At 49.5% G+C, this 17,517-nt stretch carries 17 protein-coding genes and 2 tRNA genes; 6 read left to right on the top strand and 13 right to left on the bottom strand.

The features are described 5' to 3' along the window. The coding region (locus Q0991_RS24300) for a hypothetical protein (RefSeq protein ID WP_366525058.1) at positions 1–220 on the top strand (220 nt) is incomplete at its 5' end. 78 nt (positions 221–298) lie between these two features. Here the strand turns inward: Q0991_RS24300 and Q0991_RS24295 are convergent. The 3 genes from Q0991_RS24295 to Q0991_RS24285 form a co-directional block, all read right to left on the bottom strand. Next, positions 299–847 carry an NAD(P)H-quinone oxidoreductase subunit J gene (locus tag Q0991_RS24295; RefSeq protein WP_299493529.1) on the bottom strand — a complete coding sequence of 183 codons (549 nt, stop codon included), beginning with the start codon at positions 845–847 and terminating at the stop codon, positions 299–301. Between the two features lie 70 nt (positions 848–917). After that, positions 918–1,280, bottom strand: a complete 363-nt coding sequence (ndhC, locus tag Q0991_RS24290) for a photosynthetic/respiratory NAD(P)H-quinone oxidoreductase subunit C (RefSeq protein ID WP_010469000.1) — start codon at positions 1,278–1,280, stop codon at positions 918–920. 157 nt (positions 1,281–1,437) lie between these two features. Further along, positions 1,438–3,162, bottom strand: coding sequence for a DEAD/DEAH box helicase (locus tag Q0991_RS24285; protein ID WP_299493521.1), 1,725 nt, complete (start codon positions 3,160–3,162; stop codon positions 1,438–1,440). 375 nt (positions 3,163–3,537) lie between these two features. Here Q0991_RS24285 and Q0991_RS24280 point away from each other — a divergent pair, with 375 nt between their 5' ends. Then, positions 3,538–3,852, top strand: a complete 315-nt coding sequence (locus tag Q0991_RS24280; RefSeq protein WP_299493519.1) for a hypothetical protein — start codon at positions 3,538–3,540, stop codon at positions 3,850–3,852. A 248-nt stretch (positions 3,853–4,100) separates the two neighbouring features. Here Q0991_RS24280 and Q0991_RS24275 read toward each other — a convergent pair whose 3' ends face one another. The 5 genes from Q0991_RS24275 to Q0991_RS24255 all read right to left on the bottom strand — a co-directional run bounded on the left by Q0991_RS24275 (position 4,101) and on the right by Q0991_RS24255 (position 10,258). Continuing rightward, entirely contained in the window at positions 4,101–4,649 is a 549-nt protein-coding gene (locus Q0991_RS24275) for a putative molybdenum carrier protein (RefSeq protein WP_299493517.1), read from the bottom strand. Between the two features lie 61 nt (positions 4,650–4,710). Beyond that, positions 4,711–6,399: a hypothetical protein gene (locus tag Q0991_RS24270; protein ID WP_299493515.1), complete on the bottom strand. Its 1,689-nt coding sequence runs from the start codon at positions 6,397–6,399 to the stop codon at positions 4,711–4,713. An 11-nt stretch (positions 6,400–6,410) separates the two neighbouring features. Continuing rightward, the gene (locus Q0991_RS24265; protein ID WP_299493513.1) at positions 6,411–7,364 is read right to left on the bottom strand and encodes an ABC transporter ATP-binding protein; all 954 of its coding nucleotides are present in this window, start codon (positions 7,362–7,364) and stop codon (positions 6,411–6,413) included. A 205-nt stretch (positions 7,365–7,569) separates the two neighbouring features. Then, entirely contained in the window at positions 7,570–9,702 is a 2,133-nt protein-coding gene (locus tag Q0991_RS24260; protein WP_299493511.1) for a hypothetical protein, read from the bottom strand. A 118-nt stretch (positions 9,703–9,820) separates the two neighbouring features. Continuing rightward, a complete protein-coding gene (locus Q0991_RS24255; protein ID WP_299493509.1) occupies positions 9,821–10,258 on the bottom strand; it encodes a hypothetical protein in 438 nt (145 codons plus the stop codon). A 256-nt stretch (positions 10,259–10,514) separates the two neighbouring features. On the opposite strand from Q0991_RS24255, the gene Q0991_RS24250 reads away from it, so the two are divergent. From Q0991_RS24250 to Q0991_RS24240, 3 genes are all read left to right on the top strand, one after another. Continuing rightward, positions 10,515–10,841, top strand: a complete 327-nt coding sequence (locus Q0991_RS24250) for a hypothetical protein (RefSeq protein WP_299493507.1) — start codon at positions 10,515–10,517, stop codon at positions 10,839–10,841. Positions 10,842–10,963: 122 nt separating this feature from the next. Further along, complete coding sequence (locus tag Q0991_RS24245) at positions 10,964–11,161, top strand: DUF2862 domain-containing protein (protein WP_299493505.1); 198 nt, start codon at positions 10,964–10,966, stop codon at positions 11,159–11,161. Between the two features lie 6 nt (positions 11,162–11,167). After that, positions 11,168–12,268, top strand: a complete 1,101-nt coding sequence (locus tag Q0991_RS24240; protein ID WP_299493503.1) for an ArsA family ATPase — start codon at positions 11,168–11,170, stop codon at positions 12,266–12,268. Between the two features lie 111 nt (positions 12,269–12,379). On the opposite strand, the gene purT is transcribed toward Q0991_RS24240, so the two are convergent. Beyond that, entirely contained in the window at positions 12,380–13,606 is a 1,227-nt protein-coding gene (gene purT, locus Q0991_RS24235; RefSeq protein WP_299493501.1) for a formate-dependent phosphoribosylglycinamide formyltransferase, read from the bottom strand. Positions 13,607–13,756: 150 nt separating this feature from the next. Here purT and Q0991_RS24230 point away from each other — a divergent pair, with 150 nt between their 5' ends. After that, the gene (locus Q0991_RS24230; RefSeq protein WP_299493499.1) at positions 13,757–15,547 is read left to right on the top strand and encodes an aspartate kinase; all 1,791 of its coding nucleotides are present in this window, start codon (positions 13,757–13,759) and stop codon (positions 15,545–15,547) included. 467 nt (positions 15,548–16,014) lie between these two features. On the opposite strand, the gene Q0991_RS24225 is transcribed toward Q0991_RS24230, so the two are convergent. The 4 genes from Q0991_RS24225 to Q0991_RS24210 all read right to left on the bottom strand — a co-directional run bounded on the left by Q0991_RS24225 (position 16,015) and on the right by Q0991_RS24210 (position 17,498). Next, entirely contained in the window at positions 16,015–16,353 is a 339-nt protein-coding gene (locus Q0991_RS24225) for a phosphotyrosine protein phosphatase (RefSeq protein ID WP_299493497.1), read from the bottom strand. Positions 16,354–16,371: 18 nt separating this feature from the next. Then, positions 16,372–17,226, bottom strand: coding sequence for a formyltetrahydrofolate deformylase (purU, locus tag Q0991_RS24220; RefSeq protein WP_299493495.1), 855 nt, complete (start codon positions 17,224–17,226; stop codon positions 16,372–16,374). Positions 17,227–17,332: 106 nt separating this feature from the next. Continuing rightward, a tRNA-Thr gene (locus tag Q0991_RS24215) sits at positions 17,333–17,404 on the bottom strand. Between the two features lie 12 nt (positions 17,405–17,416). Continuing rightward, positions 17,417–17,498: transfer RNA gene (locus Q0991_RS24210), tRNA-Tyr, on the bottom strand. Between the last annotated feature and the right edge of the window lie 19 nt (positions 17,499–17,517).

The following is a 17,517-nucleotide window of genomic DNA, read 5'->3' as shown; positions in this document are numbered from 1 at the left end:
TACAAACACTAGTGGCACCCTCGACTTTGCAACGATTCTCGATTTTGCCCTGAGTGATGATGTGATTCAACTGCAAGGGAGTGCTGGGGACTATTCTCTAGTGCTGGCGCAAGATGGGGTTTCCACAGAAATTTGGCATCAGCAAGCCACGGATGAGCTGATTGGCGTGATTGACCAAGTCACCCTCAGTGACTTTAGTCAGGGATTTACCTTTGTCTAAAGTTTCACAAAAAGGGAGCCATTGTACCAGTAAAGGTAAATGGCTCCCTTCATAAGCGACGTTAGTGTCTATAAAAGCTTAATAAGCATCCTGCAGTTCATAGAAATCAGGACTGATGTAATCCTTCCGCAAGGGCCAACCGACCCAATCTTCAGGCATTAGGATGCGGGTCAGATTGGGATGGCCTTCGTAGATGATGCCATACATGTCATAGGACTCACGTTCTTGCCAATCAGAGGCTTTCCAGACCCAATACAGCGTAGGTACACGGGGATTTTCTCGGGAAAGGAAGACTTTGAGTCTGACTTCGGGGGGACGATCGGCATCGTCATTGACCTTAAGAAGGTGATACATGCTGACTAAATCTTGCCCAGGCCCGGCATCATATCCTCCTTGGCACTGAAGATAGTTATAACCATCATCAGCTAAAGTCGTTGCTGCATCCACCAGTTGATCGGGGGCTACTTTGATCATTTCCACGCCGAGATGATCAACCCCTAAGGCCTCAACGGTTAAACCAGCTTGGGTCAGTTGCTTAGCAACTGGACCGGCTTCGATAATAGGGGCTGCCTGTTCTTCAGCAACAGATTGTTCGTCTTGCGTTGATTCGGGAGAGGACTCTGCCACCGTTTGCTCCTTTGAGATGCACTAGAAATTGAAGAAGAGATGTTTTGTAGAGGAATGGAGATCCAACAGACTAGGACCATTCCAAAGCCCCCTTTCGCCAAGCGTAGACCAAACCCACAATTAGGATGGCAATAAAGATGAGGGCCTCAATAAAGGCTAAAACACCTAGTTTGTGAAATGCCACAGCCCAGGGATAGAGGAAAACGGTTTCTACGTCAAAAATGACGAAAACTAGGGCAAACATGTAGTAGCGAATATTGAATTGGATCCAAGCTCCACCGACAGGCTCCATACCAGACTCATAGGTTGTTCGTCGAACAGCCCCTTGATTACTGGGACGAAGGACTTTTGAGGCACTGAGGGCTAAGGCTGGGACTAAGCTACACAGTAGTAGGAATCCTAATAGATATTCGTAGCCGCTTAAAGCAAACATAGGGTAGAGGTTGGATGGGTTCTTGTCGGTTCTGTAAAACTATTATAAGGTCAGACTTCGCGATTCTCTGGGTTTCAGAAAATAGAGCCGGATTGTTCTGGGTAGAGCGTCTCTCTGGTTTAGCGTTAAAGCGATTTGGATGCTCAGCACCTTCGCTTTATCGCTTTCCTGCTTTGGATTTGCGACGCGCCTGCTTTTTATGTTTACCGTTGCGAGATGATTTGGAGGTGCGTCTAGCGGTCCGTTCATCCTTACTCCATGGACTGATGTTGAGTCTCTGGCCTCGAACCTTGACCTGTTTTAGGTGCTGAAAGATGGCTTCGGGCATACAGGCAGGTAGGTATACCGTGCTGAAGGTATCAAAAAGTTTGATTTGGCCGATATAGCGGGGGGCAAGGTTGACTTCATTTGCGATCGCACCCACGATATTCTTCGGTTTCACCTCATGTTGACGACCCACTTCAATGCGGAATAGCTGCATCTGTTGATGGGAAGGTTTGCCTAAATCAGCGGCCCAGGCACTGGTTTGAATAGCGTGGTCTGCGTCTGACGATAAATCATCTTCGGCAGGGACGAGGGGCTTATCTTTTTGCACTAAATAGGCGAGGGACGCAGCAATTTCCCGTAAGCTCAAGTCCTGTTCCTGCTGGTAATTGGAGATCAGATCTTTAAAAAAGCCGAGGTCCTGATCTTCAATAGTATCGGTCATCATCTGCTTGAACTGGACAATTCGCCGATCGGCAATATCGGCATGGCTGGGGATTTGCATGGGTTGGATGGGCTGGCGGGTAGCCTGCTCAATGGAGCGCAGCATCCGCTTTTCCCGTGAAGAGACAAATAGGATGGCATCCCCTTGGCGTCCGGCGCGACCTGTACGGCCAATTCGATGGACATAGGTTTCCGTATCGTAGGGAATATCGTAATTGATCACATGGCTGATCCGTTCGACATCCAACCCCCGGGCAGCCACGTCCGTAGCAACGATAATGTCCAAACGCCCCGCCTTGATCCGCTCAATCGTCTTTTCTCGGAGGGTCTGACTAATATCACCACTGAGAACAGCACTGGAATAGCCTCTAGCCTCTAACTTCTCGGCTAGCTCTGCCGCCATAACTTTGGTGCGAACAAAAACCAGCATAGCCTCAAAGTCTTCAACTTCGAGAATCCGAGTCAAGGCATCCAGCTTACTGAGTCCACGGACTTGCCAATAGCGTTGGGTGACCGTTGAAACAGTGGCCGTTTTCGATTTAATTTTGATCTCGACGGGGTTATTGAGGTGCCGCTGGGCTACCCGCCGAATGGCAGCGGGCATGGTGGCGGAGAATAGGGCAACCTGGCGTCCCTCAGGGGTTGCGTCTAAGATTTTCTCAACATCTTCGATAAAGCCCATGCGTAGCATTTCATCTGCTTCATCAAGCACAACCGTGGCGAGGTTATCTAGCTTCAGTGTGCCTCTTAAAAGGTGATCGATGAGTCGTCCTGGTGTGCCCACAACCGCATGAACCCCACGACGAAGCTGCCGCAGTTGGGTGCTGATATGTTGCCCGCCGTAGAGGGTGGCAATATGAAATCCAGGTAGATGACGAGCATAGGTTTGCATCGCTTCCGCTACCTGAATGGCGAGTTCTCGGGTGGGCGTGAGGACCAGGATTTGGGGATGGACTTGGGATAGATCAACTTGGCTCAGTAAAGGCAGGGCAAAGGCCGCCGTTTTGCCGGTTCCGGTTTGGGCTTGACCCAGCAGATCCCGACCTTCCAGGAGCGGGGGAATACTCTGAGCTTGAATCGGAGAGGGGGATTCATAGCCGACTTCTTCGACGGCTTGCAGTAACGGGGGTGCGATCGCAAGATCCGCAAACCGGGAGAGGGTAGAGGGTGACATAAGGAAAAAATGAAGAAACTTGATTTGACGGCATCACATCAAATCAGACAACAAAGGCATGGGTAAAGAATACCCAGGACGCGGGTGTGGAAGTTTGGGCCAGCTTGTGGCGATGGATTGACCCAACTCACCAGCAACAGAAGGCTTAACTATCTTAAACGAAATAGCTCTAAACAGGGTGTCAACTGTAGCCTGCTTTTGGATTTAAGTTGATAGACGAACGGCTCCTAACAACGCCGCTTCAATCCTAGAACGGTTGAGAGAACGATACCCATTGGTGGAACTTTTCTTCTCCCATGAATCTTCTGTTCGACTTTGTTATTGCTATTCCTATTGGGCATCCTAAGGATAGAGAATGCCGTTTTCAGTAATGGCATGAATAAGCCCTTTGCACTTGAATTATTGGAGACTAGCATGCCCCGAAGTAAACTTTCCACGCTGACCCACATTCGTTACTCGGTCCACCAAGATGTGAGTGAGCCTGCCCTGCAACTGCTTCAATTTATTGCTCAACAAAAGGGTAATGCAACGTTTCAACAACTCTTGATTAAAGCTAATAATTCCCTCGAAACTTTGGTTGAATTAATCGAAGAATTAATGGAGTTAAAGTTAATCCAAGAAACGGATCCTTCGAAAGTCACTTTTGTTGAAGATCCTTGGGAAGGCGCACCAGAAGCTGCCGCTTCCTAAGCTAAGAAGTTTGCTTCGATTGTCTTGCTCTACCTTCATGATTTGAGACAACTTTGGACGAGAGACGGGAGGCTTCAGATAGCTTGATCCTCAGCTATGGTGATTGCAGAAGCCATAATACCTAATGATCCATTGATCCCGAATCTGAGTCAGCCCCAATTCCATTGTGTGTTGGGGCTTTCTTGTTTGACTTTGATCTACCCGTGATACGAATCTAATGCATTGTTCCTCTCGTGGGAGCAAGGGGCTTATCCATCAAGCGTAAAGGCGGTGGTCATAACCTGGGTCAAGAACTCTCCAACAGTGGGTTCCTCAGACCGCCGGGGGCCAGCTAGATTCAGAACAGTGATCGAGGTTTGGCTGACAAAATCGCGGAGATAGGCAGCCGCAATCGGTATCCCCATATCTGCATGGAGATGCAGATATGGCTTTTGCGCTCGAATGACCCATTGCTGGGTCAAAAGGGTTCCTCCCCGAAGCACAGGTGATAATGAAAAAATGGCAGTCGCATCAGTATCGCGAATATTCCAAATTGTACGCTGGGCATAGTCTGAAGATGAAGTTTCTCGGAGCTGATAGCAATCTGGAATGTGGCCATCTGCTGCTCGCCTCCCCTGAGGGCACCATCCTCCATGATCGATTCCCACGATAATCGCCCAGTCTAAAGCGGCTCGATCGGCCCCTGTTTGTCCACCGGACACAATCTTTTGCAACGGAAACGGATGATTCATTATGGGATCGCAGTGTTGCATTCCTTGGGTGAGAGCCATTGGCCTTAAACCGCTGCCCAAAGGCATGGGGGGTACTGATTAGGAGGACTTAATTTTGGACGTCTCCAAGGGAGTGAAAGGCTATCCTCTAGCTTTGTTCTATCTGCCGTTCACGTTGAAAGAGTCGCTGTGTTGTTGACTCCCCGAAACGTTGGAGTTGGCGATTGAGAGACCAGGTCAGACCCGCAATCATGGCTAAATGGACTCCAAACATTTGTAATGCAACAGCTGCAGATAGGTCTTTCAAAATGGCAAAGGCAAAGGGAGTTAACAAAAAGAGTCTTCCGCCCCATTGGCCGGGCGCAATGCCCATCAGGATAAATAAAAGCGTTGGCAGTAGGATTGGCCCCAACAACGTGGCTATTACCCACCAATTCCGGTGAGAAAGGGGCCTTAACAAGATCACCTGATTGAATAAAGCATAGACCCAGATCAGGGTGGAACTGAGCAATAGGCCACCCACCCCAGCCATATGCTCGTCTTCCGGTAAGGACAAGATCCAAACCATGATGGGGATGCCGGCAATTCCTAGATTAATTGAGATCGCAACCCAGGTTGGACTGTTATCGGCCCTTAGTAAATCCTTGACCCGCTGCATTCTCCCCTTCGCAGACGGATAATGTCCTCGAAACCGCGCCCAATCCTCCAGATCTTGGTGATGGGGAAGCAGCAGCACAATCATCAGCAAAAACCATAGGAGATGGGGCACGAGGACTGCTGCGATGGTTGACGTTGGATCGGCGGGTTGGGAAAGCACTGCAAACCCCAAAAAGCTGGTGAAGAAACAAGCCGTTGCCCAATAACTTTGCGGCTTACTCAGCAGGGAGACTGTGGGGTTGCGAAAGCGACGTTGGAGGGGCCGCCAGAGCCACCAAGCCCACAGTCCGAAATGGGCGAGTCCAAACAACAACACCATCCATCCGCTGCTGCCAATCGGGATAGTGAACCACTGCCACTCCAATATGTTGTTGTGATCGAAAGGTAATCTTTCACCATAGGATCTAAATTCGAACGTTTGAGTGACGTAGGGTAAAATCACAGACGGAGTAAAGGCAAACAGCCAGTCGATGGCCGTCCTGGAAAGAAAAGTATTTTTGAAAAGGAGGAGGAGCATCAAAATGCCTGCACTCCCCAACCAAGATTGAAAGCCATTTAACCAGTTGCCCACCAAGCCCAGCAATAAAGCCAGACTGTAGAAAAAGAAACAACTGGCGAGCAGCAGCAGATCAAAGCTGGCAATCTTGAGAGCTGGAATCTGAGCCGCTAGCCCCGCTGCGTAATGCAGGGGAAGGGCCAGAAATACCGCCAAGTAAACGAGAAAAGGGACCCCCAGCATTTTGCCCAATAAAAGAGTCCGGGCGGTTTGTGGACTGAGGCTGATAAATGTCAATGTCCCCTGCCGATCTTCGCGGGATAGATCGCTGATTAGCATAAACATCCCCCCCACAATCAGGCCAAACATCAACAAAATGCAGCTCCAGGCAAAGACCTGTAACCACCATGCTGGCCAGTTCACCAAAACATATTGTGCAGGCCCCACTTGAAGACAAGCCTTGCCCGTTTTCTGGTATTCGGCCGTGGCACAATTGCCCCATCGCATCTCAATGGTTCGATATCGCCAAAACAGGAAGAGTCCCTGGGCGATCAGGGAAGACAGCACGGTCAAAAAGACACTTCTTACCTTTAATCGACCCTGAATCTCTCGCATGAGTTGCGGGTTCCAGTCACCCAAGGTTTCGATCCCTCTGCTAACGAGGGAGGATTGGACGTTGCCCATTTGTGACACCTTTATGACACCTGCTTATGGTCTAATTTGTCTAAAAAGATCGTTTCTAAGTCTTCTTGAATGCACTGAAAGTTATAAATAGGGATGTCGGCTGCCAGGAGCGATCGCAACAATGCAGCAGCTTCAGCTTGATTCCCTCGAAATTGAGCTTTGATCTGTTGGGTGGTTGGTTCAACACGCCACCTCTCTATATGAGGACATTGCCCCAGCAGTTGTTCCACGGGCTGACAGTCACCTAGGGTGGCGATCTGAATTTGCTGTTGGCCTAAGGTTTGGTAGAGCTGCTGGAGGGTGGTCTTTTCCACTAAATAGCCCAATTCCATAATCCCGACGGAGGTACAAAGCTCTGCTAAGTCGCTGAGAATATGGGAAGAAATGATAATCGTCATACCAGCTTCTCGCAGCACATTGATCAATTCCCGGAACTGGACCCGGGCCAGGGGATCTAGGCCGGAGACTGGCTCATCCAAAAGCAGCAAAATGGGTTCATGGATAATCGTGCGAGCCAGGCCCAATCGCTGCTTCATGCCGCGCGACAAACTGGCGACGGAACTCCGCCGCTTATGGGTCAACTGCACCAACTCCAATACATCAAACAAGCGCTGGCGACGGCGAGGCTGACGTAACTCGTATAAACGGGCAAAGTAATTGAGATATTCCCACACCGTCAAATCTTCGTAGAGGGGAAAATCATCCGGCAGGTAGCCGATCAGTCGCTTGAGATCTGCATTCGTTTGATTGCGCTTTAACAACTGGCCCCGAATATAAATTTCACCCAGTGTCGGTTGCTCCGCGGTTGCCAACATCCGAATCAAGGTGGTTTTGCCTGCACCGTTGGGGCCGATTAAGCCAAACACTTCCCCTGAGCCAATTTCTATATCTAAGTCGTTGACCGCAACATGGCGACCAAATCGCTTGGTCAATCCCTGGGTGCGTACTGCTATTTCAGAGGACATATTGATTTCAAACAATCTCGTAGGGTGATCTTAATCATCCTGAACAAAATTATTTGTGATCTAGGTACATGAGGAGTGTGAGGGGCATCCCAACGGGTCTAGTTCATGGGTTAGGGATGGTTGAGTAGGATGGATGTTACCTCTAGCTGACTGGGGCTTTGACAAATACTAATTGCAAAGTAAGTCTCAAGTGGCTGATCAGCGATTACCAATCCTCTTCATAAGCTGGGTATTGCTCGGGTGATTCTCCATGTATCGCCAAAATTTCACCTACAGGTGCTTTTTTCTTCTTTTTCTTGGTTTTCCCACTCTGAATTTGATTTGGATCTGGCTCGATGGTTTCGAGTTGAACCTCAAAGGTCCAGCAATCCCCAAAGTCAAAAAGATATTCCATCACACTGCCTTCTGAGAGGGGCAGGCTGCCAATTTTGACTTCATCAGTGTGAATGGTTTCTCCGGCAGAGAAGAAACCGCCTTCAGCATAAGGATGCAAAACTTCTACTTTTCGACCCATTTCATTGGTATAGGTATAGGAATCGAGATGATCAGAATCAAACTCCACCGAGGAGAGGATATAAGCACTGAGATCCTCTAAGGTGGCCTCACCAGATATGGCGATTCGTCGCCAAATTTTTCCTAAACTGACTTTGAAGATATGGCGATCGGGTCGAAATTCGGAACTGGGTAAGACCAGCGTTTTCTGCCATTCGGGGAAATAAGGCTGCAATGTATCTTGCAACTCACCGTAAGGAATCGACAGATCCATTTCGGATTCCCAACTCGCGTCATTGGTAAGATGAGCATCTCTCACCAAGATGAATAGTGGTGTTCCCAGGGGTAATGCCTCAATACTCTTGATGTGCCATCCTTTACCAGTTTCAGGTTGACTTGAAGTAATTTTCAGTAAACCAAACATCTCCATTAAAGCTAGATTATGCCCTCCAGGAGAATAGCTGAGGAAATCTTGAGGGGTTTGTTTTTGACTGAATGTATGCTTTTTCTTGGCAATGATGCGTGACCAGCTTTGCAGACATCGAATCCCTTCCGTGATCCGTCCGTGATTTTCACCCAGCATCTCTCCATGTCCACGCACTAGCCATGCTTCTAGAAGTGTACAGTAGCGTTCTGTGGGATTGAGTTGTTGCCATAGGTCATAAACAGGCAGATTTAGAACTAAATATTGCTTTTTCCCTTTAAGAACAGTTTTGACCATACCCGTTGCTCGTAACAGCAAATACAGGCCATGGATTGGAGGGTAAGATTTTTGAACAGGGCGTTTGAGCGCTATTTCAATCGGAGCGCTTAATTGTTGGTTGAGTTCTGCGACGTCTTTTGCAGAAAATTGCTGTCTCTTGCCACTAACGGCACGTCCTTCTCCAATGAAGGAGAGTATAGTCTGAAAATCTTTCAGTAGAGTGCCAGGTTGAGTCTCACTAATGGTGAGTGTTTTGAGTAGAGCAATATCTTGCTCTGACAAGGAGAGGCTTTCATCTAGAGAATTTGACATCAAATTAGCCCGTAGCGATCTTTGAAAATCTTCAGGCTCCTGAGACACAGACATCAAATCGGTTCTGAGGGAGCGTAGAACATCTCCTGGCCCTTCCTTAGAGGCTGGAGCGGCATCAAGTAGATTAGCCATCTGATCAGCCGCATCCATAATTTTATTGAGCAGCTCTGCGGGATTGACCTGTTCTCCCACTTCTGGCAGGTCAACCCCGATTAAGTCGAGAAACTGCTGCACGTCTGGGGGAGGAGCTGTCATCGGATAAGTTGGGGCAGCAGGCATGAGGGGATTATTCAGAGGATCAGTTTGAATCCGTTTGTTGTATTCAGCTTGGAAGGTTTCTATATCCGATTGGCTTGTCATGTCATAGCCCGCCTGCATCCCCTGCAGCATAAAGTTTTTAGCAATGCCTCCTCGGGTGGGGTCAAACATCCAGTCTGTAAACTTGTCTTGGATGGAGGTGAGATATTTTGCGATCGCACCACCACTGCGTAATTTATATTCCTGTTTCAAAAAGGTCCAAAAGGCTACTAACTCAGGAATCGCATCCTTTGTTTCACTGGGATCTCGTAGGGTTAGCTTGCGAGGGATAATATCTTCCATAACGATTTGGACATCCCCCTTGGTCATCTTGGTCAGGGTAAACCCACCGTAGCTATAGGCCATTTCAATAAACGTGCCGATCCAAAAGCCTCCCTCTGGGTATTGAGTGGCGTGGGCATTCCCAATCTCTGTTTCTAAGAACTCATTGATCACATCAATGATGTAGTCTTCCAATAACGGTTCGATGTCGTCATAATCAAGGCCGTCGAGCTGGTGAATATCAAAAGTCATGATCCAGTTCCTCAGAGCAGATATCTAGAGGGTAACGACAGGACGGTTTCTCCTCAAAATTTTGGGGTTATTTCCATCACCCCACACGTCCATCCAATCGATAAGCTCAACCTAAAATCTATCGTTCAGACTGATGTTTCAATTTCTGAAGTAATCGTTGTTCCTGTATAGCGTTCGCCTTGATAGCTAACGCGAGCCCCACAAAGAGATAGGCAAAAATAATTCCCTTAGCAACTGCAACAAATGATGTGTTGAAGACGCCCGGATCCGTTGTATGGGTTCTGAAGTAATCAAGTTGTCCTAGAAAGCTTAGAGCGAGAGCCCCTGCGGCAAAAGCCCAGGCTGAGACTAAATAGACAATGGCATTGGCTTTCTTGCAAGTCACCCAATACGCCGCAAGTAGCAGTAGCCCGCCAAGAATATAGTCATCAAACCAGTTAAAGAAGCGAGTGATATCCAAAATGTGATTTGATCGGCGAACGGTCTCAGCGAGGGGTAGGAATATCCCCATCACTACTGCCATCCTGACAGATAGGTTTAGAGGTTTATTATTCATCTACATCGTTGCTCAATAATTGAGTATGGACATCCTCTTAAGAATAGGTCAACCGTCATTGCCACACCATCACTAGCGGAGAACACTATCATTCCCTTGCTAGGTAGAGGTGATTTAAGTTTATCTATCTAGCCGCTATTCATCTGCGCTTTGACCTGGCTATGGTTTGTGAACAATCGCATATCTTTCTGAAGGGAAGCTGACAAGACAATAGACCGTCTATTGCATCTTAGATTTTGACAGCGGGGTTTTCAGAATGTTTCGTCAATCACACTTTCTCCAGGCCAATCGACAGCGGAGTCAAACGCCTTACCCTCCGACCAGTTCCCCCCTTCCTCCCTCCGCCACGCCTCCTCCCTCTCTGCCCCAAACCCGATGGTCGGTTTGGCGACGATTTGCTTCTTTCTGGCAGCGGGCGTATCAGAACTTCTCCCAAAGGTCGCTCCTGAGGATTGAGCAAAATATGAATGCTCGGGGCGAAACCTGGTGGAAAGTGACCGATCCACGTTCGGGCAAGTCGTTCTATGGGCAAACCTTAAACGAAGCGATTCACTGGATCGAAGTCCAGCGACTTGGGAAATAACCCCCAAAACGGTAGGGGTTTGCCACATTTTTTCTTAACAATAGGCTTAAATCCTTACGGTATAAAGACCTCAAGCCTGCTAGACTATGGATTGGTCCGTTTTCTTGCAGAGGTATCAAGTGATGAAATTAGGTCAGAAAGTTCGTGTTTGCCAAATTCGCGATCGCTTTTCAGGAACGCTGAGCGACAAGCTAGGTGAAATGGGCACGATTCAAGAGTTTAAAATGACGGACGGGAGCGGCGTTGGTGCGGTGGTTGTCTTTAATGACAAGACCAGCAGTTGGTTTTTTGAAGATGAGCTAGAGACGGGTCGACGGTAATCCTGAATGGCATTTTTTCTGACCTTCTTGGGAAAAGGTGGTACAGGGCGGACGACGGTTGCGATCGCAGCGGCAAAACAATTTGCTGAACAGGGATATCGGGTCTTGTTGGCAAGTCAGAATCCGGGTCCCGGTTTTGATTTGATGATGGGTGCCACCATTGGCACAGACCCCCAAGAACTCGGCGTTAACTTAAAAGCCGTGCAGCTTCGCAGCACCGTTCTATTGGAGGCGGCTTGGGAAGAACTCAAGACCCTCGAAGCAGAATACGTGCGCACGCCTTTTTTTAAGACGGTCTTTGGCCAAGAACTGGGGATTTTGCCGGGTATGGATAGTGTCCTCGCCCTCAATGCTCTGTCCAAGTATGAGGCCAGTGGTCGTTACGATGTCATCATTTACGATGGCCCGGGGGATCTCTCTACTCTGCGGATGGTGGGTTCCCCGGAAATCTTGAGTTGGTATGCCCGGCGATTTCGTCAGGTGATTGCTGATTCTGATTTGGGTAAAGCTCTTTCTCCCTTTGTTCAGCCCGTTACGGCTGCTGTGTTTACGGTTAATTGGGCCGGGGACAATTTTGCTGAACCCACCGAACGCGCGAATGTCGTCTTGGATGATGCCAAACGAGCGATCGCCGATCCGAATCGTGTGGCGGCCTATTTGGTAACGACGGGGGATGACGTTGCGATCGCAACGGCCCAATACTATTGGGGAAGTGCCCAGCAAGTCGGTTTAACGGTGGGGGGCGTCATCGCAACCCCAGCTAGCCTTCCCCTCGACCCTACGGACTTGCAAACGGCATTCGATCCGCTCCCTGTCGCCGCTTTACCTCAATACACGGGAGATTGGCAGGCTCTGGTGGCCGCTCTGCCAGATCTAAAGCAGGCAGTCCATGCCCCTAAGCCGATTGAGATTGATCCGGTTATGGGGCAAGTCAAACTCTTTCTCCCCAAATTCGATAAATCACAGGTGAAGTTAACTCAATATGGTCCTGAAGTGACCATTGAAGCTGGAGACCAGCGCCGCAACATCTTTTTGCCCCCTGAACTACGCGGAAAGCCCGTGAAAGCAGCTAAATTTCAAGCTGGGTATTTAACCATTACCTTTTAGTCTGCCAGGCCTGTCCACTCTAAGGTTGCTTGAGGTGAATAGCAAGGACTGGATTGGAACAGGGTCGCAGACATCCCCCACATGTATGGACTGGGTGATAAGAGAGGGGGATCAGCTGACAACAGTGATATGCCGAGCGCACTCCTTCGCCCGCTGTCTGGCTTCCTCGACCGTATCTCCCAACGCCAGTGCGACCCCCATGCGGCGATTTTTATGAGCGGTGGGCTTACCAAAGATGCGAACGCGGCTAGTCGGCACCATCAGGGCCGCAGCAACGCCTTCAACTTTCGGTTCCGTTGATGCCCCTGAAGCTAAAATCACAGCAGAAGCACCAGGACTGATCAGTTGGATGTCGCCGATGGGAAGTCCCAGAATGGCACGCACATGTAGCTCAAACTCCGACATATTTTGACTGGCCATCGTGACCATGCCTGTGTCATGGGGGCGAGGGCTAACTTCGCTAAAATAAACGGTCTGGGGCTGATCGGTCGGGCCAGCAATAAACAGTTCAACCCCAAATAATCCCCAGCCTCCAAGGGCATCAGTAATTTGACGAGCCATGTCTTGGCAGGCCCGCAGGGTATCAGGGTGCAGGGCACAGGGCTGCCAAGATTCTCGATAGTCTCCGCCTTCCTGAACATGGCCGATGGGGGGGCAGAAGTGGGTACCTGACTGGGACCGTACCGTTAGTAAGGTAATTTCGGTTTCAAATTCGACAAAGCCTTCCACAATTACGCGAGGGGCATTGCCACGACCTGCTTCTAGGGCATAGGTCCAGGCTGGGGCAATATCGCTGGCTGTTTTGATTAAACTTTGGCCTTTGCCTGAGGAACTCATAACGGGCTTGACCACGCAGGGAAGACCGATTTGTTGGACAGCTGCCTCATATTCGGCTTGGGTGGAGGCAAACTGGAAAGGAGAGGTCTTTAGGCCCAGCTCACTGGCCGCCAGACGTCGAATACCTTCCCGATCCATCGTTAGGTTGGTGGCTTTGGCTGTAGGAATGACGTTCCATCCTTCTGCTTCCAAATCCAAGAGGGTTGTGGTGGCGATCGCTTCGATCTCCGGCACGATTAGGTCCGGTTTGACCGTCTCTACGACCTGACGCAAAGCCGCTCCATCCTGCATATTAATCACAACATTCTGATGGGCAAACTGCATGGCAGGTGCATGGTCGTAGGCATCCGCTGCAATCACTTCAATGCCGAGGCGCATAGCCTCCAGGGCCACTTCTCGACCCAATTCTCCAGACCCTAACAGCAGCAGCCGCTGGGCTGAATCAGAAAGAGGGGCACCCCAGGGGCGGGTGAGAGAGGTTTGAGCAGGAAGGCTGATCATTGTTGTCTGAGGGGAATCAATCTATAGATTTACATGGATGCAGTATGACCCATAACGGATTCATACCATAATGCTGATTAGCAGTTTGTGGGAATAGGATGGCGTTCTTGCTGGATCTAGTCCTACGTTTTACAGATAGATTTAACAACCATGGGCCTAATTGTTCAGAAATTTGGTGGCACGTCTGTCGGTTCAGTGGAACGAATCAAGGCGGTAGCCCAGCGAGTAAAGCAAACCGCTGAGCAAGGAAACTCGGTGGTGGTGGTCGTGTCAGCGATGGGAAAAAGCACCGATACCCTGGTCCAACTCGCCCGAGAAGTATCCTCCAATCCCTGTCGACGTGAGATGGACATGTTGCTATCGACAGGAGAGCAAGTCTCGATTTCGCTGCTGAGTATGGCCCTCCAGGAGCTAGGACAGCCCGCTATTTCCTTAACCGGGGCTCAGGTGGGGATTGTCACAGAGCCTGAACATACCCGCGCTCGCATCCTCCACATTGCTACAGAGCGCTTAGAACGCCACTTACAAGAGGGAAAAGTAGTGGTAGTGGCGGGGTTCCAGGGCACCTCCAATACCTCCGATTTAGAGGTGACCACCTTAGGTCGAGGCGGATCGGACACGTCGGCGGTGGCGTTGGCGGCAGCTCTCCGTGCTGAGAAATGCGAGATCTATACGGATGTGGCTGGGGTGCTGACGACAGACCCCCGGTTGGTGGAAAACGCTCAGCTAATGACGGAAATCACTTGCGAGGAGATGCTGGAGCTGGCGAGTTTGGGGGCCAATGTCCTTCATCCTCGGGCCGTGGAGATTGCCCGCAACTATGGCGTACAGATGGTCGTTCGCTCTAGCTGGACGGATGAACCGGGCACCCAAATCATTTCAACTGGAACTCAACCCAAGACCTTAACAGACCTAGAATTGGGACGGCCCGTCGATGCGGTGCATTTTGATTTAAACCAGGCCAAGGTGGCGTTACTCCATGTGGCTGATCGCCCGGGGGTAGCGGCTGGACTGTTCGGAGAGTTGGCTAATCAGGGGCTAGATGTGGACCTGATTATCCAGTCGATTCACGAGGGTAATTCCAATGATATTGCTTTCACCGTGGCTCAAGACTGTTGCGATCGCGCCGAAGCTGTAGCCACTGCCTTTGGTTCGACTTTGCCTTCTGTCCGTGCTTCGGACGTATTGGTGGAGCGGAATGTTGCCAAGGTCAGTATTGTTGGTGCAGGCATGATTGGGCGTCCGCAAATTGCGGCCCAAATGTTTCAGACCTTGAGTGATTTGGGCATCAACTTGCAGATGATTTCCACATCAGAGGTGAATGTCAGCTGCACGATTGCGGCTGCGGATTGCGAACGGGCCACGAAGGCCCTGTGTGATGCGTTTGAAGTGACCAGCTCTTCGATTGATAGCGGTATCTCCCTACCGAATGATCCAATTCCCCCCGTGCGGGGGGTGGCCTTAGACCTGGAGCAGGCTCAATTGGCGATTCGTAACGTTCCTGACCGACCAGGGATGGCAGCGCATATTTTCCAAGTCTTAGCCAAGCGGAATATTAGCGTCGATATGATTATTCAGTCCCAGCGTTCCCGTCAGGTGAAAGGACAGATTACCCGAGATATTGCCTTTACCGTGGCTGAGAGGGACTTAGATCTAGCGACAGGACTCTTGCAAGATCTGTCAAGCACCCTTGGGTGTGGTGAAGTGGCATCCGATTCTGCGATCGCAAAAGTCAGTATTGTGGGTATTGGCATGTTGGGACAGCCAGGGGTTGCTGCCCGCATGTTTACCGCTTTAGCACACCAGAAAATCAATATTCAAATGATTGCCACCTCAGAAATTCGAGTCAGTTGCGTTGTCTCCCAAACGGACGGCGTTACTGCTTTACAGGTGATTCACAAAGCCTTTCAGTTGGGTCTATTAGCCAGCCCAGTTCCGTAATTTTCCCAGGTTTTCCCTTTGATAAACCCGCAAAGAAAATGGCCCCAAGATTACGAGAGGCCATTCAGGGATTTGTATTTGGATCTGGGTAAAGGATTGTTGTAATCGTGAATTACCCAGAAACAGTGGTGAACACACAGTGATTACACTTTATAGCTAGTCAAAGGGTGACTCTACCGCAGAATTACGGAGTCTGAACTGTTTTTTTCGATATTTTTTGGAGCAGGAGAAAAATCTCTGTTGCTCAACAACCTTACAGTTAAAAAATTCCGTATTTACACGGAGGTTTTTATGCCATCCATTTTGACGCTTATCCCGCTGAGGATAGCTCGAAAGTTCTATGGCTGGGCCTTAATGTTCATCCAAGATAACTTCGCTAGCTTAGTGGGAGTCATGTGTAGCTGTATCGATTCCTCTTGCACTTCTCAAGGCTTCCCAACACTTGGATACGCTGTGACGATTAGGGCTTAGCCTTTCGACGCAAATCCTAAATACATAGGCACAATGTCCTGTAGATACTCCACTAATTCTGGGTCCATGTACTGATAGTCGTCTGGGATATCCAACACATAAATAGGAGTATGGTTGGCCCATTGCTTGAATTGGGCCAAAATTCGACTTTTATGTTTCTTCTCCATCACTAAAATCAGATCGGCCCAGCGAATATGTGCCATGGAAATGGTTTGCTTGGCCTTGGGACTGGTGCCTGCGGAGCGTACCTGCAAGCCTGGATGATTTTTCCAGACTTGCTCCGCTGTTGGACTGCGCCATTGGTTACGACTACAGACGAACAAAACTTTCAGCATCTTATGAGGTGCACTGACTCAATCAAAAACAACGGTACGATTGCTATACACCAAGACTCGGTTTTGCAGGTGTAGGCGGACAGCTCTTGCCAATACCGAGCGTTCGACATCTTTGCCTTTACGAATAAATTCATCGCTAGAATCCCGATGGCTGACCCGCACCACTTCTTGATCAATAATGGGACCTTCATCCAAATCCTCGGTGACGTAGTGGGCAGTGGCGCCAATAATTTTGACACCGCGTTTATAGGCCCTCTGGTAAGGATTTGCCCCCGGGAAGGCTGGGAGGAAGGAATGATGAATATTGATGGTGGAAGAGAAGGCCGCAATAAACTGAGGGCTAAGGATTTGCATATATTTGGCAAGCACCACCCAGTCGATTTTGTATTGTCTAAGTAAGGCGAGCTGTTGTTTTTCTTGTCGGGGTTTGCTGTCTGGGGTGATCGGTAAGTGGTAGAAGTCGATGTTGAATTGCTCAGCAATGGGCTGGAGCGTATCGTGGTTGCTGATAATCAGAGGAATTTCGACGGGCAGATCGCCTGCTTGCTGTCGCCACAGCAGATCCAGAAGACAATGATCCTGTTTACTGACCCAAATAGACATTCGAGGCTTGCTGTCGGAGAAGTGCAGTTGCCAATTGGCTTGCAGGGATTCTGCTAGTTCGGAGAACTGGGTACCGATTTGAGAACGGGATAACTGAAATCCTTCCAAACTCCATTCCAAACGGCTGAGAAATAATTGGTTGGTGAAATCGGTATGATGGTCGGCGTGGATAATATTGCCATGGTGCGTTGCAATGAAATGGGCAATTTTAGCGACTAACCCTTGTTGATCAGGGCAGGAAATAAGGAGTGTCGCTGTTGGTGCCGACATAGCGCTTCCAAATATATTGCGATTAAAGCATTCTATAGAGAATGGCGTTAAGTTGAGGTCTCTCAGAAAGTTTCTGAAACCTTGAATCGATCAGCTTTTCTGCTAAAGCCCGTGACCGGGATTGAACCGGTGACCTCACCCTTACCAAGGGTGTGCTCTACCACTGAGCCACACGGGCAAACTGAAGACATGGGCCGGGCTGGATTTGAACCAGCGTAGGCGTAGCCAGCGGATTTACAGTCCGCCCCCATTAACCACTCGGGCACCGACCCCTACTTTGTCAACAGTTCA

This window comes from Acaryochloris sp. IP29b_bin.137, assembly GCF_028285745.1.
Lineage (GTDB): Bacteria > Cyanobacteriota > Cyanobacteriia > Thermosynechococcales > Thermosynechococcaceae > Acaryochloris.
This window is presented reverse-complemented; position numbering and strand designations above follow the sequence as displayed.